The following is a 21,299-nucleotide window of genomic DNA, read 5'->3' on the forward strand; positions in this document are numbered from 1 at the left end:
TTTCACCTCGTAATAATTATACTCTTTTGCGGTCATATGTCAATTAAAAAATAACGGCTATTTTACATCCAGTTGCAAAATGCTAAAATGGAGGTAAAAAGCCCATTCCCTATTGAGGTGTAATGAATGGACCTTTTCGAGCAGGCCAGCGAGGAAAGCCGTGAGGCACGAGCGCCCCTGGCCGTAAGGATGCGGCCGCGTACTTTAGATGAATTTGTCGGCCAGGAAAAGATCGTCGGGCCCGGTACCCTGCTGCGCCGGGCCATTGAGAACGACAGCCTGACTTCCATTATCCTCTGGGGACCTCCGGGAAGCGGTAAAACAACCCTGGCCCGGATTATCGCCCGCATGACCAGGGCCCACTTTGAATCTTTAAATGCCGTTTTGGACGGCGTTAACGATATTCGCCGGGTCATAGCCGCCGCCCGGGAGCGGGAAAAATATTACCAGCAAAAGACGGTAATCTTTGTCGACGAGATTCACCGCTGGGCCAGGAACATTCAGGATGCCCTTCTCCCCTGCGTTGAGGAAGGGTTACTCACCCTTATCGGCGCCACCGTTGAGAATCCCATGTTTACCGTTAATGCCGCCATCCGTTCTCGTTCCAGAATCTTCCGCCTGGAGGCTTTGTCCGACCAAGCCATCCTAACCCTCCTCCGGCGGGCCTTACAAGATCCCGAGCGGGGCCTGGGTAAATTTAGCGTCGTAGTCGAGCCGGAGGCTCTGGAACACCTGGCCAGGGTAGCCAACGGCGATGCCCGGGTGGCTTTGAACGCCCTGGAGTTTGCCGTCCTCACCACCCCACCGGACGAAAAGGGCCGGCGCCTCCTTACCCTCAAGGTTGCTGAAGAAGCCATCCAGCAGCGGGCCGTCCTCTATGACCGGGATGGTGACCAGCACTACGACTGCGTCTCGGCCTGGATTAAAAGTATGCGCGGTTCAGACCCCGACGCCGCCCTTTACTGGCTGGCCCGGATGATTTACGCCGGGGAAGACCCGGCCTTCCTGGCCCGCCGGCTCCTCATCCATGCCGCCGAAGACGTGGGCCTGGCCGATCCCCAGGCCCTGGTGGTGGCCAGTGCCGCCGCTCAGGCTGTGGAACGGGTAGGCCTGCCGGAAGGCCGCATAATCCTAGCCGAAGCCACCATCTATATTGCCCTGGCCCCCAAGAGCAACTCGGTCATCAAGGCCATTGACGCTGCGCTGGCAGCAGTGGAAAAAGAAACGGCCGGGCCGGTACCCATCCACCTGCGGGATGCCAATTACCGGGGTGCAGCCGCCTTTGGCCATGGGAAGGGCTATAAGTACCCCCATGATTACCCCGGCGGCTGGGTGGAACAACAGTACCTGCCGGACAACCTCCTGGAGAAGGTTTTTTACCACCCCAGCGACTACGGCCGGGAAGGGCAATTAAAAACAGCGTGGCAGCAGCGCAGGCGTAACAGGGATAATAGCAAGGGTTAAATTGTGAATAACCATGCCTAATAACATCATAGCCCACCGGGTGCGACGTGATTCTTTACCCGGTGGGCTATCCCCGTGGTTTATAAATGCTTCTCCAACACCTGGACCAGTTTGTCTTTAGCCTGGTACCCTACGAGCCGGGAGACAACTTCGCCGTTTTTAAATAGCAAGAGGGTAGGAATACTCATAATGCCATATTCCGCTGCCAGTCCTTGATACTCATCTACATTCAGCTTGGCCACCTTGATTCGACCCTTGTATTCCTCCGCCAGTTCATCCACAAGGGGAGCAATCATCCGGCAGGGACCACACCACACAGCCCAGAAGTCTACCAAAACCGGGAGCTGCGCGGCGAGCACTTCTTCTTTAAAATTGGCATCCGTGAGGGTAACGATATTTGGCGCTGCCAAACCCATTCTCTCCCTTCGCTTTTCCCATTAACTAATAAAACGGTTTAAAACATCGATTAATTCATTAATTATTTCTCCATCTTCTTGATTGACAATGGCCGTCCGGACGCAACCCCGGACATGGGCTTCAAAAATCATGGTCCCGACCTTTTTCAAGGCTGCCCGCGCAGCGGCAATCTGAATGAGAATATCAACACAGTACTTGTCCTCTTCAATCATGCGGTGGATACCTTTAACCTGGCCCTCGATCTTTCGCAGGCGGAGCAGTAAATCATCCCGCTGGGGGGCATAGGAACTCTCTTCGCCCGGCCTCCTGCTCATTTCACTGAACCTCCTTCCCCGGGGATACCCTTATCCAGTATACAGCATAATTGCAGCCACGGCAACTAACAATTGGTTTGGGAAAGGAGGTATCGTACCACCAGGCTGGCCAGTATCATGCCGGCCACGGCCGGGACAAAAACCATACTGCCGGGAGGATGTCGCTCACCTGCCGCCAGTTCCGGGTTGGGCCGGGCCGGCAGCGGCGGCTCTTCCGAATAGACCACCGTCAGGCCCGTGGTGATACCCAGAGATTTTAGACCCCGCCGCACGGCCCGGGCCAGGGGGCACCCCCGGGTGGCACTGATGTCGGCCACCTTTAAACTGGTGGGGTCCAGGCGATTGCCGGCTCCCATACTGCTGACCACAGGTACCCCCGCCTGCAGGGCCGTAGCCAGGAGGTCAATTTTGGCTCCCACGCTGTCAATGGCATCAACTATGTAATCCAGGTCGGGCCGGACAAATTTAGAACCCGTTGCCGGGCTGTACGCTTCGTGCCGGGCAACAATTACTGCCTCCGGGTTAACCTCCCGGCAGCGCCGGGCCAGGACTTCAACCTTGGGCTGTCCTAAAGTTGAATGGAGGGCCGGCACCTGGCGGTTGATATTGCTGGGTCGTACTACATCCGGATCCACCAGTTCCAGGTAGCCTATACCTGCCCGTACCAGGCCCTCCACAGCAAAGGAACCGACTCCGCCGGTACCAATTACTGCTACTCGGGATGCCGCCAGGCGGGCCCGCCCTTCAGGCCCAATGAGCATTTCCGTTCGGGACCAGAAACTCTCCACCTTGCCCACCCAAAAAATAAAACCCCACAAATGCCGTGCTCACCGTGTGTTTAATGAACCCGCTCTCAGCAGGTGGGTGCCTCCCTGGACGCTTTTTGCTTCCCCTCCAAGGGGGCCTGCAAGCCACGCCCAGAGGTGGGGCTCCCTTTGTATAGGTGTTGGCTCAAAACTCCACGGTGCGACACGAACATCGCAGGGTAAAATTTTTTATTCCTCCTGTTGCAAGCATAATCTTAACATAAACTTAAAGGGTTTGCAAGTGCTATGCTTTACCAGCTCTGCTTTGTTTCCCTTCCGGACGGGCGGTAGTTTTGAGATGCAGCTCCAGGAGCTGTTCCGGCGCGACTGTCGAAGGTGCCGCCGTCATCAGGCAGGTACCGCTCTGGGTCTTGGGGAAGGCGATGCAGTCCCGGATAGTATCCCGCCGGGCCATGAGCATGATCATCCGGTCCAGGCCAAAGGCAATGCCGCCATGGGGCGGAGTGCCGTATTCAAAGGCCTCCAGCAGGAAACCAAATTTCTCCCGGGCCTCTTCCGGGGAAAAGCCCAGGAGGCTGAACATTTTTTCCTGGATATCGCGGCGGTGAATACGGATGCTGCCCCCGCCCAGCTCGACGCCGTTTAAAACCAGGTCGTAGGCCAGGGCGCGCACCTTCAGGGGCTCGGTATCCAGCAAGGGCCAATCCTCCTCCATGGGCATGGTAAATGGGTGGTGGACGGCCACATAACGCTTTTCTTCCGGGCTGTATTCCAGTAAGGGGAAATCCGTTACCCAGGTAAAAGCCAGTTGCTCCGGATCATAGAGGTGTAACCGCCGGCCCAGCTCCAGGCGTAAAGCTCCCAGGACGCTGGCCGCAACCATCTCGTTATCGGCAACAAACAGGAGCAGATCCCCTTCCCGGCCGCCCATCCTGGCCACCAGTTCCTGGAGCTCCTCGCCGGTAAAGAACTTGGCAATGGGAGAGCGGACACCTCCGGCCGTAACGGCCATCCAGGCCAGGCCTTTGGCCCCATAGGCGGCTGCAGCTTGCGTCAATTCATCCAGTTCCCGGCGGGAGAAACTGGCGCCGCCAGGGACGCACAGACCCCGTACGACTCCGCCCCGGGCTACTGCGTCGGCAAAAACCTTAAAGCCGCAATCTCTAACCAGGTCAGACACATCGGTAATCTCCAGGCCGAAGCGAAGATCAGGTTTGTCAGTACCAAAGCGGGCCATGGCTTCTTGATAGGTCAGCCGGGGCAAGGGAAGGGTAAGTTCTACCCCCAGGGTTTCCCGGAAAACATGGGCCATTAATTCTTCCACCAGGTTTAAAACATCTTCCCGCTGGACAAATGACATCTCCATATCCAGCTGGGTAAACTCCGGCTGGCGGTCGGCCCTTAAGTCTTCATCCCGGAAACAGCGGACAATCTGGAAATAACGTTCTATACCGGCCACCATGAGAATTTGTTTAAAGAGTTGGGGTGACTGGGGCAGGGCAAAGAATTCCCCCGGCCGCAGGCGGCTGGGTACCAGGAAATCCCGCGCCCCTTCCGGGGTGCTGCGGGTGAGCATAGGTGTTTCAATTTCCCAGAAACCCCGGCTGTCCAGGAAATCGCGGATAGCCCTGGTCGTCCGGTAACGCAGGTGCATAATGTCCTGCATTTCCGGGCGGCGCAGGTCCAGGTAGCGGTAACGCAGGCGCAAGGCTTCGTCGACAGCAATGTTGTCCTCAATGTAAAAGGGCGGTGTTTTGGCCCGGTTGAGGATGCGCAGTTCCCGCGCCTCGACTTCAATGGTGCCGGTGGCGAGCCTGGGATTGGCCGTCCCTTCCGGTCGCGGCCGTACATTACCCGTCACCGCCACCACATATTCATTGCGTACCTCTTCGGCTTTCTTAAAGGCCGGTCCTGCCTCCGGGTCGCAGACAACCTGTACCAGGCCGGAACGGTCGCGCAAGTCGATAAAGATGAGGCCGCCGTGGTCGCGGCGGCGGTGCACCCAGCCCATAAGGGTTACTTCTTTACCTGTATCTGTTGCTCTGAGCTCACCGCAACCATGAGTGCGGTGCAGCCCGGCTATAGACTCAAGCACTAAAATCCACGCTCCTTTTCCTGCCGGCAGTAAGCAACTGCTGCGTCTAAAGGTATTTCTTCCTGGACACCACTATCCAGGCGGCGGACCAGGACCTGCCCCCGGGAGAGTTCCTCCTCCCCGAGGATTACTACCAGTTTAGCCGGGTAGCGATTGGCATACTTCATCTGGGCCTTGAGGCTGCGGCCCAGGTAGTCTTTATCGGCCTTCAACCCAGCCGCCCTTAAACTGGCCAGCAGGCGGACAGCCATCCTCTCTACCCCGGCACCAGCCGTCACTACCAGAACATCTATCCCTTCATCGGGCGTCAATTCCCCGTCCTGGGCTTTCAGGGCGAGTAAGACCCGTTCCAGGCCCAGGCCAAAGCCAATGCCCGGCATCGGTTTACCACCCAGGGCCTCCACCAGGCCATCATAGCGACCGCCGCCGCCAATGGAACTCTGGGCCCCGATACCTTTGACCATTATTTCAAAGGCTGTATTGGTGTAGTAATCCAGGCCGCGCACCAGGTGCTCGTCCAGGATAAAGTCAATCCCCAGTTCTTGCAGGTACTCCTGAACGCGCTCGAAATGCTCACCGCAGTCCGGACACAGGGAGGCGGCAATCGTCGGCGCCCCGACAATTATTTCCTGGCAGACCGGGCTCTTGCAGTCAAAGATGCGCAAAGGATTACGCTCAAAACGTCCTTGGCACGTGGGGCATAGATCGGCAAGGTGCGGCCGCAGGTAATCCTGCAGTTTCTCCCGGTGCCGGGGCCGGCAGGCCGGGCAGCCGACGCTGTTTAAATGCAGTTCCAGGTCCTTCAACGCCAGGTGGTTATAAAAATCCATGGCCAGGGCGATAACCTCGGCGTCCAGGGCCGGGTCACGGGAACCAAAGGCTTCCACCCCAAACTGGTGGAACTGGCGCAGCCGGCCGGCCTGGGGGCGGCCGTAACGGAACATGGGACCAAGGTAAAAGAGCTTTACCGGCAATCCCCCGGCCTCCAGGTGGTGTTCCAGGAAGGCCCGCACCACCGGCGCCGTGCCTTCCGGCCGCAAGGTCAAGCTGCGCCCGCCACGATCGGTGAAGGTATACATTTCCTTCTCCACAATATCGGTGGTATCCCCCACACCGCGGTTAAAAAGCTCGGTATGTTCAAAAACGGGCGTACGGATTTCCCGGTAGCCGTACAGCCGGCTCACCTGCCTGGCAGTGGCTTCCATTAAATACCAGCGGCCCACCTCTTCCGGCAGGATGTCTTCCGTACCCCGTGGTCTACTGGTCAGCATCTCAGGCCTCCATTAACTAAAAAAGGGATTCTCGGCCCGCTCGGCACCAATGGTAGAGGCCGGGCCGTGGCCGGGATAAATTTTTAGATTATCCTCCAGGACAAAAAGTTTTTCTTTGATGGAATTAAGGAGCTGGTTAAAGGAACCGCCGGGAAAATCAGTACGGCCAATGGAACCGGCGAAAAGGGTATCGCCCGTAAATATTAATCCCTCGCCTTTCAGGCAAATACCGCCCGGGGTATGCCCGGGGGTATGGATCACCGTCAGGGTAATGGTCCGGCCGATGGTGATAGTATCCCCCTCTTGTAAAAGGCGATCGGCGGCGGGGCTCCTTTCCCTGGCACCCATGAGCACGGAAAGATTGCGCCCGGGATCGGTAAGACAGGGAGCATCATTGTTATGGATCAGGATGGCGGCACCAGTGGCGTTTTTTATGGTCCCGTTGGCCCCAATATGGTCAATATGACCATGGGTATTGATGATATAGCGGATTTTTAATCCCGCTTCCCTGGCTACCGCGAGAATTCGCTCGCCTTCTGCGCCCGGGTCAATGATAGCCCCCTCTTTCGTTTCCTGGCAACCCACAAGGTAGCAGTTGGTGCCAATTGGTCCTACCACAAGGTTTTTTAAATACATAAAGCAACCCCATCCCCAAAAAATAACTCCAAACTTAAAACAACTTCTTACTATCCAGCAGCATGGTCACCGGGCCGTCGTTTTCCAGGGCCACCAGCATCTCGGCCTGGAAGTGGCCGGTGGCCACCTTGATGCCATAATCTTCAAGGGCGACAACAAATTGCCGGTACAGCTCCCTGGCTAATTCCGGCGGCGCCGCGGCGGTAAAACTTGGCCGCCGTCCTTTGCGGCAGTCGCCATAAAGGGTAAACTGGGAAACAGCCAGTACCTCACCGCCGACATCCCGGACCGATAAGTTCATTTTACCTTGGTTATCAGCGAAAATCCGCAAATTGGCCACCTTGTCGGCCAGGTAGGCAACGTCATGGTCATCATCACCCTGGCCTACGCCGATGAAAACCAGGAGCCCTGGGCCAATAGCGCCCACTTCCTGCCCTTCTACCGTCACCCGCGCCCTTTTGACCCGCTGCACTACCGCCCTAATAATTGTCACCTGCCTTCCAGTTTAACACAAAAAGAGATGAAAACAAAGCCGTTATCCATTTAACCGGGAATTACCCTTTTGACCTCCATCACATCGCGGATACGGCGGATTTTATCCATAATGTAGTTCAGGTGCTCTAGACTCCTGATTTCAATCTTTAAGTCTACCAGAGCCTGGTCATTTCTGGTGGCCCGGGCGTGGACGGAGTTAATAATGGTTTTGGTATCCGCCACAGCGGCCATAATATCCATGGCCAGATTGGGCCGGTCCAGGGCCAGGGCCTCAATATGCACCTGGTAGGTGGCATCGGAGGTATCCCCCCAGGCCACCTCAATGATTCGCTCCTTTTCCGTTTCCCGGTGGTGGTTGATATTGGGACAATCGATCCGGTGGACGCTGATACCCCGTCCCCGGGTTATATAACCAAGGATGGCATCCCCCGGCAGGGGATTGCAGCAGTGGGCCAGGCGGATATCCAGGTTATCCAATCCCTTAATTCGGATACCATGGGAAGGTTTACCGTAGCCGCTCCAGGGCTTAACTGCTGTTTTAGCAACTTCCGCAGGAGGGGGTACTTCTTCTTCACCCTTCAGCCGGCCGAGTACCTGGGATGGGGGTATGACCCCATCGCCCACCATTACATACAGGTCTTCGTTGGTGGCCACATTGAATTTACGGGCCGCTTCCTGGAGCAGAGCCGGTTTTAAGATTTCTTCCGGATCTAAGCCCTGCTTCTGGCATTCTTTTTCCAGCATTTCCCGGCCCCTGGCCAGGTTTTTCTCCCGCTCTTCCTTTCTAAACCACTGGCGGATGCGGTTTTTGGCCTGGGAAGTCTTGACGATGTGCAACCAGTCCCGGCTGGGGCGGCTGCCCTTGGTGGTTAAAACTTCAACAATATCCCCTGTTTTTAACTTATAATCCAGGGGTACAATGCGGCCGTTAACCCGGGCCCCGGTACAGCGGTGGCCCACATCGGTATGCACGCGGTAGGCGAAGTCTATGGGTACCGAACCGGCCGGCAGTTCCACCACATCCCCCTTGGGGGTAAAGACGTAGACGCGATCGGAAAAGAGATCGATCTTTAAGGATTCCATGAACTCCCGGGGATCGCGCATCTCGCGCTGCCAGTCCAGGAGCTGCCGCAGCCAGGTCAGTTTTTTCTCAAAATCCGGGTCCGAGTTACCCCCGTCTTCTTTATAGCGCCAGTGGGCGGCAATGCCGTATTCGGCCGTGCGGTGCATCTCCCAGGTGCGGATCTGGATCTCAAAGGGGTCCCCGTTAGGCCCGATAACGGTTGTATGCAGGGACTGGTACATATTAGGTTTGGGCATGGCAATGTAGTCCTTAAAGCGCCCGGGGATGGGTTTCCACAGGGCGTGGACCAGGCCCAGAACGGCATAACAATCCTTTACACTATCAACAATCACCCGCACGGCAATAAGGTCGTATATCTCGCTTAACTCCTTGCCCTGCTTCATCATTTTATTGTAAATACTGTAAAAATGCTTCGGCCGCCCCTGGATGTCGGCTTTAATCCCACCTTCAGCTAATTTCTCCCCCAGGATCTTGACCACTTGCTGGATATATTCTTCCCGTTCCCGGCGCTTCATGTTGATGCTGTTGACCAGCTCATAATAGCGTTCAGGCTCGAGATAGCGCAGGGACTGGTCTTCCAGCTCCCACTTCAGGCGAAAAATACCCAGGCGGTGGGCCAGGGGCGCGAAGATTTCCAGGGTCTCCCGGGCGATCTCCTGCTGCTTTTCCGGCGGGTGGTGCTTCAAGGTGCGCATGTTATGCAGGCGGTCGGCCAGTTTAATCAGGATGACCCGGATATCCTGGGCCATAGCCAGGAACATCTTGCGTAAAGTTTCCGCCTGCTGTTCTTCCTTGGTCTTGTATTCCAGGCGGCTGAGCTTTGTGACGCCGTCGACCAGAAGGGCCACTTCATCGCCAAAAATTTCCCTGATAGTATCCAGACTGATGGGTGTATCTTCCACCACATCATGGAGGAGGGCCGCTGCTATGGTCACCACGTCCAGCTGCAATTCCGCCAGGATAGCAGCTACATTTAAGGGGTGAGTAATAAAATCTTCCCCGGAGCGCCGTTTCTGTCCCTGGTGGGCGGCAGCAGCAAACTGATAGGCGTCATCCAGGAGTTTCAGGTCCGCTCCCGGCTGGTAACTTTTAACCTGTCGCTCCAGTTCCTTCAGGTCCACAGGACATCACCTCCCGCCTGCAATTTGCCGGTAAAATTGCCGGGCCATTTCTGTTTCAGCCAAAAGCTGGCGGTAACGCCGGGAAGCCATTAAATTGCACCTGGCAGCTACCTCCTGGAGATGGATGGCCAGCTCCCGCCCCCGGCTTTCGACCCGGATGAGCCCAAGTTCTTCAAAAATCGCCAGGTACCATCGTTGATGATAACCTTTATTATTAATTATGTAAAGTCTGCTGCCGTTGTTAGTCCCTTTTTGCAGCTGGCGGTAAAATACCGCCAGTTCCCGGCGCAGGTTTTCCGGCTGCCTGTCGCCTTCCCGGAGGCTGATATATACTTCCGGTACCTGTTCAGCCAACGGCAGGGCCAGCTCTATTTCCTCCTGGCTGCCGGGAGGGTAATTAAAGATTACGGCATCGGCGGGGTAAAACCATGCCGGCATCTCCCGGCTGGCTACCAGCAACGGCAGGCGGCCGCTCAAAGCCGTTTCCCGAACCAGCCAGAGGTGCCGGGCATCAAGATAAGTATCTACGGCCAGCCGCACCCCGGGCAGCTCCCGCTGCAACCGGGCACCCAGCTGTAACGTCTGCGCAGCGTCCCTTTCATATATGAGAACGTTTTGTCCCCTGGCCAGCAGTTCTGTTAAGAGGGGCAACAGTTCCGGGAATACCTGCCACGTTGCCGGGCCGCCAACAGGACGTAACAGGTGCCCTGCCGCCTGTTCCCCGGTGACCAGGGCAGATACGAGGAAAGAACCTTCCCCGGCCTCTGCTTCTGCTGCCCAGAAGGGGTGACAGGTGATGAGCGTCCCTTCCCGGGTTAAAATCCTGCTTAAACCCGCCTGTCCCAGCCAGGGGCCCAGGGGGCGTAAAAATACTGGATTCTTGAAACAGCGCTTTAAACCGTAATAGCTCTGGCGGATGGCAAGACTGGTGGCGAATAACAGACCCGCGATCGGGCGGTTGTTACTTAAGGCTCTTTGCAGTTGTCGGCACCAGATTGAACTGGCACCTGCCGCGCCGGTTGCCGCCACCAGATCCTTGTTTATAACCGGCAGTACCGGTACCCGGCCGGCCGGCCGGAGGGCTGCCAGGGAGAGCTGCAGCTCCTCCCTTCCCTGGTAGTTGTCCCGTTCCAGATAAAAGGCCAGGTCCAACAGGTCTCCGGGAGACAGTTCCGGCGGTAATTGCAGGTTAAAGCCAATGGCCTCCAGTTGCCTGCCTTCCCCGGCTAGCGTCAATTTTAAATGAGCACCATTGCTACCAACCTGGCGGGCCGCCTTTAACCGGGCGTTACTGTAGACCAGGAGGGGGCGGGGATTGCCTTCGCCAAAGGGAGCCAGGCCCTCCAGCTCCGCCAGTAAATCCCAGTCCAGCTGGTTGAAAAGGACTTCCGCCTCAGGTGATATTTCCGGAGCAGGTTGAACCTCAGCCATGAGTGACTTTACTACTTCATTAAAGGCGGCCCGGAAGGCCGGAATTTCTTTAGTAGCGATCTCCAGCCCTGCTGCCTGGGCATGGCCGCCAAAGGACAGGAGGTAGGAACGGCACCTGGCTAAGATTTCATGGAGATTGATACCCGGAAGGCTACGGCCCGAACCTCGGCCCCTATCGCCCATCACAGTAATTAAAACAACCGGGCAGTTATATTTTTCCACCAGGCGGGCGGCAATAATGCCGGTTACTCCCGGGTGCCAGCCCTCGGCCGCCAGGACCAGGCCTTTTGCTCCTGCAGCTAAAGCCGTCACGGCCATGGCTTCGGCCTCGGCGGCAATGCTCTCCTCCAGGTGTCTCCGGGCCTGGTTTTCCTTCTGCAGGTGCTGGGCCAGTTCCAGAGCTCGCTGGGGAGAAGTAGTTAGTAAAATTTCCAGGGCTGGCATCGCACTTCCCAGGCGGCCGCAGGCATTCAAGCGGGGAACAAGGCCAAAGGCCACCTCCCGGGACGTCCACTCCCTGGCTGGCAGGCCTGCCACCTCTCCCAGAGCCTTCAGGCCGGGCCGCGCGCCTCCGGCCAGGGCCTTTAAACCCAGCTGGACCAGGAGGCGGTTTTCTCCCAGGAGGGGTACGGCGTCAGCGATAGTTGCCAGGGCTACCAGGTCAAGAGCCCAGCCAGCGGCCACACCTTTCTGGGGTACCAGACCAAAATGGGTCGCCAGGGACTGAGCCAGTTTAAAGGCCACCCCGGCCCCGCAGAGGGGGGGCAGGCCCGGTGCCAGCAGGGGGTTGACGACAGCCTTAGCCTGGGGCAGGCCTGTCCCGGGTCGGTGGTGGTCGGTAATAATCAGGTCCAGCCCCTGTTCACGGGCGAAGATGGCCTCCTCCAGGGAAGTAATGCCGCAGTCTACCGTTATGACCAGCTGACAATTTAACTCCAGGGCTTTAATGAGACCCTTCTTTTTTAAACCGTAACCCTCCGTTAGACGGTCGGGCAGGTAAACTTCCGCCTCAACCCCCAGGCGCGCCAGGGTTTCCAGCATAATGGCCGTGGCCGCCAGGCCGTCGACATCATAGTCACCATGGACCATGATTTTTTCCCCGTTTACTATAGCCTGGACCAGGCGCTCCCGGGCCGCCGGCAGGCCGGGAATTTTTTCCGGCGGGATAAGATTGGCCGGATCCGGCTGGAAAAAAGTCCTGGCCGCTGCCGCCGTAGTAATGCCCCGGTTGAGGAGAATTTGCGCCGTTACAGGTGAGATATGTAACTCCCGGGCCAGGGCGAGTCTCTCCGGCAAGTTTACTGGAGGCATGGCCCACCGCATACCCGTCAAGCTTGCCTCGTCCTTTCCTGCCGGCCTTCCCCTGTTCCCGATCCCGCTGCTGCTTGCTCGAGGCTGGATATGGTTTCCTGCAGTCTTTTAAGTTGGCTTTTTAATTCTCTTATTTCCCGTGCCTGGCGTACCTGCCTGACAGCGCCCAGCAAAAATACCACCAGGGCACCAAAGGCTGCCGACCCCAGGATAACCAGGACCAGGGAAATATTGCTAAATTGCCAGGCCAAAAATTTAATTTCTACCGGACCTGCATTCTGGACGGCAAAGATAGCCACCAGCAAGGCAAAAAAAATGGAGAGAAGGGAATAAATCTGCACCGTGGTCCACCCCCGAAAAATAGACACCGTTCGCCTCTAATCAATTCGCCTTTGAGGAACGTTTTCCTTCTCCGGGCAGGCGGCGCACACCGGGCAATCAACCGGTGAAGTACAGGGTTCAGCATGAATTAAAACCTCGGTATAAGGCAGGGCCGCTTTTATCTCATCGCCAATATGCTCGCAGAGGTCATGGACGTAATCGATATGCTTGTAACGCGGCACCACCAGGTGCAGGTCTACCTGGCGGTCCCGGCCAGCCTTGCGGGTGCGTAATTTATGGAATTCAACATATTCATGGGCATGGCGAGCGATAATTTCTTTAATTACCTCTTCTTCTTCAGCCGGCAGGCTGACATCCATCAGGGGCAACATGGCTTCCCTGGTTAAATGATAGGCTGCCCTAATGATCATGGCAGCCACCACCAGGGCCACCAGGGGGTCCACCCAGTAGAAACCGGTAAAATAAAGAGCTACCAGGCCCAGCATCACGCCAGCGGAAGTATAAACATCGGTGCGCAGGTGCCAGGCATCGGCCTCCAGGGCGATGGACTCCGTAGCCTTTGCCACCTGGAAGAGATAGCGGGAAACCAGGTAGTTGATGAGGCCGGCCCCGCCCATGACGAGAACGCCGGTCAGGGGTTGGTTTACAGCATGACCGCCGCTAATAAGCCTTTTTATGGCTTCATAGATAATCCAGAGGGCTGCCAGGAAAATCAGCAGGGCTTCAATGGTACCCGCAATATTTTCAATTTTACCATGGCCGTAGCGGTGCTCGGCATCAGCCGGCTTACTGGCTTCCCGGACGGAAAAATAGGCTATTGCCGCTGCCACCAGGTCCAGGCCGGAGTGGATGGCTTCCGACATGACGCTGACCGAATGCATCCAGTAACCGATCCCTAGTTTGCTCAGTACCAGGATAAAATTGGAAAAAATGGATACCCTGGCAGCTCTGGTCCGTAAATCCATTCCTTAAGGCCCCCTGCACCCTTATAAAAGTAAAAATTGGACTTCATGCGGGAGCGATGAAGTCCCTAGCACCAGGCCTTTTATTCATTGTACAACGCCGGTTGGCCTTCCGCAAGCTGCCGGTCTAAAAAAGTCCAAGCAGGCGCCCGCCCAGCAGCACAGCCGGTAAAAATAAAGCGCCCACTCGTAAGCATGATAAAAATAATCCCACGGCTAATTCAGATAGTGAATGCCGGCGCGCGAAATAAGCCGCTCCCAGGCTGCCGGTGCCCCCTGCCAGGAGCAATCCCCACAGGGAGCCGAGAAAGATCCCGGCCAGGAGTAGAACCGCTAGACTCCCTGTTAGCAACTGTTTTCCTGCCAGGACAGCTTCTTTATGCCCCCGGTACCAGTGCCGGGCAATTCCTTCGGCTGCCATCAGAGCAACGGTTCCCCCGACTGTAGCCAGGGTAGCATAAGAGGCAGCCAGCCCCGGGACCAGGCCGGTGACGCCAAAAATTACCCCGGTAGCCCATAGAAACAATAACCCCCGCCAGGGCCGGACCACTCCTGCTGCCAGGGCCAGGATAAAGGTTAAACCGCCCAGGAAGGGAATAGCTAAACGAATATCCATAAGTATAATTCGCCTGCAGTTTTTTACGTTTAGCATACCCTTGTTGACGTTAACTATGCTGCCCGGCGCCAGGCCCGGTCGCTCCATTTTCTGGTGCACGGGCGATGGTGTTCGAATTGAGGGCAGTCATGGCCGCCATTTCCCCTGGCGCCCGATTATCAATACGATAGGAAAATATTTTGCCCACCGGTAGGAAACCGGTGGGCTCCGTCGTACTGGTGGTTCCCTTTTAGATCGACTATAGTATCTCGTTCTTGGTACAGATAAACTCTTCGTAAGCTTTATACCCGCATGTTAATCGATCAGGCCTTTTTTCAGCAGGAAATCTCTTGCCACCTGGGCCACTTCCTTTTTTTCCTCGTCTACCTGATAATTCAGCTGACGCATTTCATCATCATTGAGCTGGCCTGCCAGCTTGTTCAGGATTTCTTCCAGTTGCGGATACTTCTCAAGGGTATCCATACGTACCAACGGTGCAGCAAAGTAAGGCGGGAAGAACTGTTTATCATCTTCCAGGATCTTTAGCTTATAGGTAATCAATTGGCCGTCGGTGGCGAAGGCGTCGATCACATCTACCATTTTGTTGCGAACGGCTTCGTATTTTAGGCCGGTTTCCATCTGCTTGGTGCTTTTGAAATTTAGCCCGTAAGTGGCAATTAAGCCGTCATAGCCGTCCGGGCGGTTAAAAAATTCCTGCTCGGCCCCAAGTACCATCTCACTGGCCACGCTTTTCAGGTCGGAAATTTTTTGTAAGTTATACTGCTCCGCAACCTCCTCCGGTACCGCCAGGGTGTAGGTGTTATTAAAGCCAAAGGGTTGCAGCCATTTCAGCTTGAACTGCTCGTTATACGCCTTTTGGACGGTATCGTAGGCCTTCTGGGGGTCATTAATAACCTCCCTTTTCAAGATTGCCACCAGGCCGGTACCGGTGTAGTCAGCGTAAAGGTCTAAGTCACCTTTTTTAAGGGCGTTAAAGTTAACCAGAGTGCCGCCAAGGTTTAATTTGCGTTCAACCTTCAGGTCCGTATGGGCCTCAATGAGCTGGGCCATCATCTCGCCAAGGAGAATGTTTTCGGTAAAGTCTTTGGAACCTACAACCACCACGCCGTTAGCCCTTGTTCCACCGCATCCAGCTGCCACCAAAAGCAACATAGCAATGCCTGTAACTAGCGCGATCAGCTTCCACACTCGTTTGCATTTCTGACGCAAAATATCTCCTCCTTAACTTACTTTATAATGCTGAGACAGCCTTCTTTTTGAGCCCCCGCGGGACCAATGCTTGTTCAAGCAGGGCCAGTCCGGCGTCGGTCAAAATAGCCAGCAGCGCCGCAGGTACGGCCCCCATCAGTACCATGGTGTTGTTCCTCGTTTGAATGCCGCGCCAGATTAGCGTCCCCAGTCCACCTGCCCCAATGAGTACGCCGATGGTCGCAATGCCAATGGCCGTGACAAGAGCTACACGCAAGCCGGCCAGGATCACCGGCAGGGCAATTGGCACCTGCACCCGCCATATTAGTTGGCTCCTGGTCATCCCCATGCCTTTACCTGCCTCCAGCAGGCCGGGTTCTACCCCTAATAGCCCGGTATAGGTATTGCGGACAATAGGCAGCAGGGAATAAAGGAACAACGATACAACGAGGGTAGTATCCCCCAGTCCGAACAGCATCATCAACAGAGCTAACATGGCCAAGCTGGGAATAGTTTGGATCACTTCAGTGGCTGCCATTACAGGCTTGGCTAACCACCGGTACCGGGTCAACAGTATTCCCAGCGGAATGCCGCCCGCCGCGGCCAGCGCTACTCCTATTACCGATAGGCTGAGGTGTTGCCAACTCAGAGCCAGCACCCTATCCATCTTTCGCCTCCTCTCATTTGGTTTTTAAACGGGCGGGTTATCGCTGCTGCAGCCCCCGTGGGGTTACCGCCCGCTCCACAAGCCCTAGTAACCAGCTGGCCAGTAGGGCCAACATGGCAGCGGGTAACGCACCGGCTATGATGAGCTTGGCATCATAGGTGTGGATGCCAGCAAGAATTGGATCGCCCAATCCACCGGCGCCAATTAAGGCCGAAAGGGTAGCCCAGCTGATAATATAGACAGTCGAAACACGGATGCCAGACATAATAACCGGGAAGGCCAAGGGGAACTGTATCCAGGTTAAAAGCTGCCGTCGGTTCATTCCCATACCTACGCCAGCTTCCAGGTAGGCAGGGCTTACTTCGCGAATGCCGGTATAGGTGTTGCGTAGGATAGGGAGAATCGAGTAAAGGAACAATACAGTCATGGCCGGAACTACACCAATACCTAGAAAAGGCAGAACAAATCCAAAAAACGCCAGGCTGGGAATGGTTTGAATAGTACCAGAAATACCGAGCACCACCGACGCTACTCGCTCATGGCGGGCGAGTAGAATACCCAACGGCACGGCGATAAGGGTTCCCAGCAACACCGCACCTAGCGAAAGCAGCAGGTGTTCCCCGGTAGCAGATAGGATACTTGAACCTCTGGCAGCCAGAAACTCCGTCCAGCTAAGCACTTGCTTCATCTCCCCATACCACGGAAGCCAGGGCATTGACTATACTGGTCCTGGTGACCAGTCCCTTCAAGCGGCCTTCCCTGTCCATTACCGGCAGATATTCCAACTTCTCCTGGATGATCAGATCAAAAGCTTCCCGTGCTGGGGTTCCCTCAAACACTACAGGAACATCACGCGCCATTAAGTCCTGCACCTGGTGAGCCCGCTGGTAGTTGCGATTCAATTCCTCGATAGATACGGCGCCTAACAGCCGGCCAGATTCATCGGTAACCAGCAGCGTATCTACCTTTTTACGACGCATGGTAGCAACTCCTTCGGCAACACCCGTATGAGGCCGCACCGTCACCGGTTCACCAATCATAACCTGTTCTACGGTGCGCAATTCCAGTCCGGGGGCCAGCCGATCTTTGCCGATGAACGACGCTACGAACTCGTTGGCTGGGTGCCGCAACAGTTCTTCAGGCGCAGCGACTTGAACAATGTGGCCGTCTTTCATTACCACAATCCGATCAGCAAGCTTCAGGGCTTCGTCCATATCGTGGGTAACAAAGAGAATGGTCTTGCGCAGCTTGGCCTGCAAGGCCTTCAATTCCTCCTGCAGGTTTTCCCGTGTAATGGGGTCAAGGGCACCAAAGGGCTCATCCATAAGGATGAGCGGCGGTTCTGCCGCCAGGGCACGCAACACCCCGATACGCTGTTGCTGCCCCCCGCTTAGCTCTGAAGGGTAACGGTCAGAGTATTCATCAGGATCCATCCCCACCAGTTCCAGTAATTCGCGGACGCGCTGGCGACGGCGTTCTGCCGGCCATCCCAGTAGACGGGGTACCACATCTACGTTTTGAGCAATAGTCATGTTGGGAAACAGGGCGATCTGCTGGATAACGTAGCCAACCTGCCGCCGTAACGCTACGGGATTTTGTTCCCGGATGTCCTTGCCGTTAAGGTAGATAGCCCCGGCGGTGGGTTCGATAAGGCGGTTAACCATTTTTAAGGTGGTGGTCTTGCCACAACCGCTGGGGCCGATTAACACAATAAATTCTCCTGCTTTGACGTCCAGGTTAAAATCGGCTACGGCTATTCGGTTACCGTCATATACTTTTGAGACGTGTTCGAAGGTAAGCATGGCGTCCTCCTTTCAACAGTGCTGTTTCGGGCCAAAAACACCTGGTATTAACTGTCATGAGGTGCTGGTTTAACTTCAGCCAGCTGACGGAGCCGATCCACCGCGTTCTGGCTTCCTACCACAAGAAGCAAGTCCCCTGCGTTTAAGCGCAGCTCTGTCCCCGGAGAGGCGTACCAGCGGCCCCGGCGCCGCACAGCGGTAACGGTAACACCCGTAAGTGTCCTCAATTGGGCCTCTTGCACACTCTTTCCTACAAGGGGTGAACCCGGTGAAACCAGGACCTCTTCAGCATTCTGCATGTTTTTTAGCATGCCGGTTTTAAAGTGCACAATTTCTTTAACCAGTTTATCGATTTCTGTGTTTAGCTTATTACGCTGTCTTATAAGGGTCTCCAGCCGGCGCTCCAAGACCTCAAGGGAGTTGTGTTCGTGAAAATCATCTATAAAGTCCCGGGCAGCCTGACGGGAAAGGATAATTACCCCACTCCCCGGAACTACTTCAACCACCTGTCGTGCCTGCAGGAGCGCCAGGGCTTTTCTTACTGTTTCTGGCGAAACCCCGTACTGCCCGGCTAAACTAGTCCGGCCCGATACTCTTTCACCTTCCTTGTAAGTTCCCCGGAGAATTTCGCTGGCAATCATTAGCGCAATTTGTTCATAACGGGCCAGATCTTCGTTGCTTGTATAGTCCATTTTTAGTCTCTCCTTACCGCCAACTCTATATTATAACTTAGATTGTCACCTGTCAACCTATCCCACTATGCCATTTTAATTACCAAATAAGTTCTAGAGCCAATATCATAATGTAGGGACAAGGATATTATTGTCTTCATTCGGGTATAAACCGCAAAAAAAGCCGCCTTATTCTTTATGAAAGAGTAAGGTGGCTTTTGACTATACGGACAGGCTCATTGTAACATTCGATCACTGCCCATGGCCAGCGCACATAAAAGATAGCCTGTCAAACTTCCTAACAGGCTATCTCCTGGTAAACCCTTTTATAGCCAAACTTTATTTAATGGGAAGTAGCCTTGCGCGTCTTGGCTTTGGTCGCTGACTTGGTCACCGCCGCCTGCCGGTGGCGTTCCCGGCTAAAATTACGCAAATCGATCCACAGGGGACTGGCGGTAAAGATTGAGGAGTAAGCACCGCTGATAGTACCGATGAGCATGGCCAGGGCAAAGGTCCTGGTGGTCTCACCGCCCAGGAGCATCAAAGCCAGTAGGGCGATGACGACAGTCAAGACGGTATTAATAGACCGGGTCAGGGTCTGGTTAATACTGCGATTGACCAGTTCCTCTATAGTTTCCTTCTTGCGTAGCCGCAAGTTTTCCCGGATGCGGTCAAAAATAACAATGGTGTCATTTATAGAATAACCGATAATAGTCAGGATGGCCGCCACAAAGGTACTGTCTACTTCCCAGCGGAAAATGGCAAATAATCCTATAGTAACCAGGACATCATGAATCAGAGCCAGGATAGCCGCCAGGCCGGATAAAAATTCAAAGCGGATTGTGATATAGATAATCATCAGGACCCAGGCAATGGCCATGGCTTCAATACCTTTTATGGTCAGTTCCCGGCCAATGGTGGCGCCAACCTTTTCATTTCGCTTTAAATCGAGTTGCCCCAATTTATCGCGCAGGGCACTAATTACCTGGTCGGTTTGTTCTTCACTGAGTTCTGTTGTCCGGACCAGAAACTCATTATTGCCCGCTGCTTGAATGGAGCTGTTACCCAGGTTGAGACCGCCGAGAACCTCCCTGACCTGGCTGGCACTAACCGGTTGCTGGAACTGGATCTGAACAATATTCCCGCCGGTGAAATCAATGCCAAAATTCAGGGGGGATGGCCAGTTCAGGACCATGGCTATAAGGCCCGGTATAATTATAAGCAGCGAAAGGGCATACCACCATTTGCGCCTGCCGATAAAATTAAAGTTTAAGTTCATTAAATCTCACCCCTCGCCGCTACCGGTATTTGTCCTTCTTTGACCCCATAGAGCCACAGTTTTTGGAAGGCTGGTACGCTAATGACCTGGTGTAAGAGGAAACGAGTCAGGGTTATGGCTGTGAACATGCTGGCGACAATACCTAAAGAGAGGGTGACGGCAAAGCCACGCACCGTGCCGCTGCCCAAGAAATAAAGGACCAGTGCCGCCAGCACCGTCGTGGCGTTAGCGTCAAAGATGGTGGTGAAGGCGCGCTTAAAGCCGGCATCAACAGCCGCACGTAAAGTTTTGCCATTACGCAGTTCCTCTTTGAGGCGCTCGTAGATAATAATATTGGCGTCGACGGCCATACCCACCGACAGCAAGAGGCCGGCTATGCCCGGTAGTGTCAGGGTAGCCTTTAAAGCCCACAGGACGACAAGGACAATCAAGGCGTAAATAATCAGGGAAAAATCGGCTACTAATCCCGGCAGGCGGTAAACAACAAGCATAAACAGGGCAATTAAAACCAGGCCGGCAATGATCGCCGTCTTACTCTTAGCCAGGGAATCAGCTCCCAGGGTCGGACCCACGGCTCGGCGCTCAATAATCTGCACTGGTACCGGGAGGGCGCCGCCGCGTAAGAGGGCTGCCAGGTTGGCTGCCTCCTGGAAGGAAGCAAAGCCGCCCCTGATGACCGCCTCGCCGCTGGGAATGGCTTCGTCAACATGGGGGTTTGTCAGCAGCTGGTTATCCAGGTAGATGGCTATATGCCGCTTGGGGTCACCCCTGCTGTAGCTGCTGACCAGCTTCTGGGTCGTTTCGGCAAACTTTTTGGTGCCTTCGGCATTAAATTTCAGGGTAATTTCCGGCTCCCGGGTTTGCTGGTCAATAACGGCCCTGGCGTCTTTCAAGTCTTTCCCGGATACTACTACCTGGCCGTCACTGGTCTTAAACTCCAGTAAGGCTGTTTTACCGATCATTTTAACGGCTTCCTCCGGGTTGTTGACCCCGGCCAGCTGAATAATCAGGCGGTCACTACCTTCCCGCTGGATCACCGGTTCAGCTATCCCCAGCTGGTCGACCCGGTCGCGCATAATCCGTTCCAGAGCAGCCATATCCTCACTGGTCACCGTATGTTCCGGTGTGCTCTGGGCCTGGATGAGGATATAAACACCGCCGCGCAGATCCAGTCCGAGTTTCATGGCCCGTATTAAAGGTTGAAAGGCTCCTATGCCTAGCGCCAGGATGGCAACCAAAACAATGGCGAGCTTAAAGAAGCCGCCTGTTCCTTTTCCCCCTGCCAAAATTCTCCTGCCTCCCTTGACAGAATGCGATTGTAGGACAACCTATTATAACTCCAGCAGGAGTTACCCGTCAATTGCTG

Annotated in this window: 20 protein-coding genes and 1 other RNA gene; 1 reads left to right on the top strand and 20 read right to left on the bottom strand. The window is 55.2% G+C overall.

Annotated elements, in window-relative coordinates; translation table 11 throughout:
* Positions 1-126 precede the first annotated feature (126 nt).
* Positions 127-1,464 carry an AAA family ATPase gene (locus E308F_RS11740; RefSeq protein WP_141265071.1) on the top strand — a complete coding sequence of 446 codons (1,338 nt, stop codon included), beginning with the start codon at positions 127-129 and terminating at the stop codon, positions 1,462-1,464.
* An 80-nt stretch (positions 1,465-1,544) separates the two neighbouring features.
* On the opposite strand, the gene trxA is transcribed toward E308F_RS11740, so the two are convergent.
* The 20 genes from trxA to secD all read right to left on the bottom strand — a co-directional run bounded on the left by trxA (position 1,545) and on the right by secD (position 21,219).
* The gene (trxA, locus tag E308F_RS11745) at positions 1,545-1,880 is read right to left on the bottom strand and encodes a thioredoxin (RefSeq protein ID WP_172613574.1); all 336 of its coding nucleotides are present in this window, start codon (positions 1,878-1,880) and stop codon (positions 1,545-1,547) included.
* 21 nt (positions 1,881-1,901) lie between these two features.
* Positions 1,902-2,195 carry a metal-sensitive transcriptional regulator gene (locus E308F_RS11750; RefSeq protein ID WP_141265073.1) on the bottom strand — a complete coding sequence of 98 codons (294 nt, stop codon included), beginning with the start codon at positions 2,193-2,195 and terminating at the stop codon, positions 1,902-1,904.
* Positions 2,196-2,260: 65 nt separating this feature from the next.
* The gene (locus tag E308F_RS11755) at positions 2,261-2,956 is read right to left on the bottom strand and encodes a tRNA threonylcarbamoyladenosine dehydratase (RefSeq protein WP_172613938.1); all 696 of its coding nucleotides are present in this window, start codon (positions 2,954-2,956) and stop codon (positions 2,261-2,263) included.
* 44 nt (positions 2,957-3,000) lie between these two features.
* A non-coding RNA gene (gene ssrS, locus E308F_RS11760) (6S RNA) lies at positions 3,001-3,185 on the bottom strand.
* Positions 3,186-3,245: 60 nt separating this feature from the next.
* The gene (aspS, locus tag E308F_RS11765) at positions 3,246-5,057 is read right to left on the bottom strand and encodes an aspartate--tRNA ligase (protein ID WP_172613918.1); all 1,812 of its coding nucleotides are present in this window, start codon (positions 5,055-5,057) and stop codon (positions 3,246-3,248) included.
* Entirely contained in the window at positions 5,057-6,328 is a 1,272-nt protein-coding gene (hisS, locus tag E308F_RS11770) for a histidine--tRNA ligase (RefSeq protein ID WP_141265075.1), read from the bottom strand. Before hisS ends, aspS begins: the two co-directional genes overlap by 1 nt.
* A gap of 12 nt (positions 6,329-6,340) precedes the next feature.
* Positions 6,341-6,964 carry an MBL fold metallo-hydrolase gene (locus E308F_RS11775; protein ID WP_141265076.1) on the bottom strand — a complete coding sequence of 208 codons (624 nt, stop codon included), beginning with the start codon at positions 6,962-6,964 and terminating at the stop codon, positions 6,341-6,343.
* Between the two features lie 34 nt (positions 6,965-6,998).
* Positions 6,999-7,448 (bottom strand): D-aminoacyl-tRNA deacylase, encoded by a 450-nt coding sequence (dtd, locus tag E308F_RS11780; RefSeq protein WP_141265277.1) that lies wholly within the window; start codon positions 7,446-7,448, stop codon positions 6,999-7,001.
* A 59-nt stretch (positions 7,449-7,507) separates the two neighbouring features.
* Positions 7,508-9,664 (bottom strand): RelA/SpoT family protein, encoded by a 2,157-nt coding sequence (locus tag E308F_RS11785; protein ID WP_141265077.1) that lies wholly within the window; start codon positions 9,662-9,664, stop codon positions 7,508-7,510.
* 6 nt (positions 9,665-9,670) lie between these two features.
* Positions 9,671-12,418 carry a single-stranded-DNA-specific exonuclease RecJ gene (gene recJ / locus E308F_RS11790; RefSeq protein ID WP_253260474.1) on the bottom strand — a complete coding sequence of 916 codons (2,748 nt, stop codon included), beginning with the start codon at positions 12,416-12,418 and terminating at the stop codon, positions 9,671-9,673.
* Positions 12,419-12,423: 5 nt separating this feature from the next.
* Complete coding sequence (locus E308F_RS11795; RefSeq protein WP_172613570.1) at positions 12,424-12,747, bottom strand: LapA family protein; 324 nt, start codon at positions 12,745-12,747, stop codon at positions 12,424-12,426.
* Between the two features lie 36 nt (positions 12,748-12,783).
* Entirely contained in the window at positions 12,784-13,713 is a 930-nt protein-coding gene (locus E308F_RS11800; protein ID WP_141265078.1) for a cation diffusion facilitator family transporter, read from the bottom strand.
* Positions 13,714-13,837: 124 nt separating this feature from the next.
* Positions 13,838-14,425, bottom strand: a complete 588-nt coding sequence (locus tag E308F_RS11805) for a hypothetical protein (RefSeq protein ID WP_216364526.1) — start codon at positions 14,423-14,425, stop codon at positions 13,838-13,840.
* Positions 14,426-14,620: 195 nt separating this feature from the next.
* The gene (locus tag E308F_RS11810; protein ID WP_141265080.1) at positions 14,621-15,535 is read right to left on the bottom strand and encodes a glycine betaine ABC transporter substrate-binding protein; all 915 of its coding nucleotides are present in this window, start codon (positions 15,533-15,535) and stop codon (positions 14,621-14,623) included.
* A gap of 22 nt (positions 15,536-15,557) precedes the next feature.
* Entirely contained in the window at positions 15,558-16,181 is a 624-nt protein-coding gene (locus E308F_RS11815; protein ID WP_141265081.1) for an ABC transporter permease, read from the bottom strand.
* A gap of 37 nt (positions 16,182-16,218) precedes the next feature.
* Positions 16,219-16,869, bottom strand: a complete 651-nt coding sequence (locus E308F_RS11820; protein WP_141265082.1) for an ABC transporter permease — start codon at positions 16,867-16,869, stop codon at positions 16,219-16,221.
* A complete protein-coding gene (locus E308F_RS11825) occupies positions 16,853-17,983 on the bottom strand; it encodes a betaine/proline/choline family ABC transporter ATP-binding protein (protein WP_141265083.1) in 1,131 nt (376 codons plus the stop codon). The genes E308F_RS11820 and E308F_RS11825 overlap by 17 nt, the downstream gene beginning before the upstream one ends.
* Positions 17,984-18,030: 47 nt before the next feature.
* Positions 18,031-18,675, bottom strand: coding sequence for a TrkA C-terminal domain-containing protein (locus tag E308F_RS11830; RefSeq protein WP_141265084.1), 645 nt, complete (start codon positions 18,673-18,675; stop codon positions 18,031-18,033).
* A 322-nt stretch (positions 18,676-18,997) separates the two neighbouring features.
* Complete coding sequence (secF, locus tag E308F_RS11835) at positions 18,998-19,933, bottom strand: protein translocase subunit SecF (protein WP_141265085.1); 936 nt, start codon at positions 19,931-19,933, stop codon at positions 18,998-19,000.
* Positions 19,933-21,219: a protein translocase subunit SecD gene (secD, locus tag E308F_RS11840; protein WP_253256467.1), complete on the bottom strand. Its 1,287-nt coding sequence runs from the start codon at positions 21,217-21,219 to the stop codon at positions 19,933-19,935. Before secD ends, secF begins: the two co-directional genes overlap by 1 nt.
* Positions 21,220-21,299 lie beyond the last annotated feature (80 nt).

The sequence above is a fragment of the Moorella sp. E308F genome (assembly GCF_006538365.1).
Lineage (GTDB): Bacteria > Bacillota > DSM-521 > Neomoorellales > Neomoorellaceae > Neomoorella.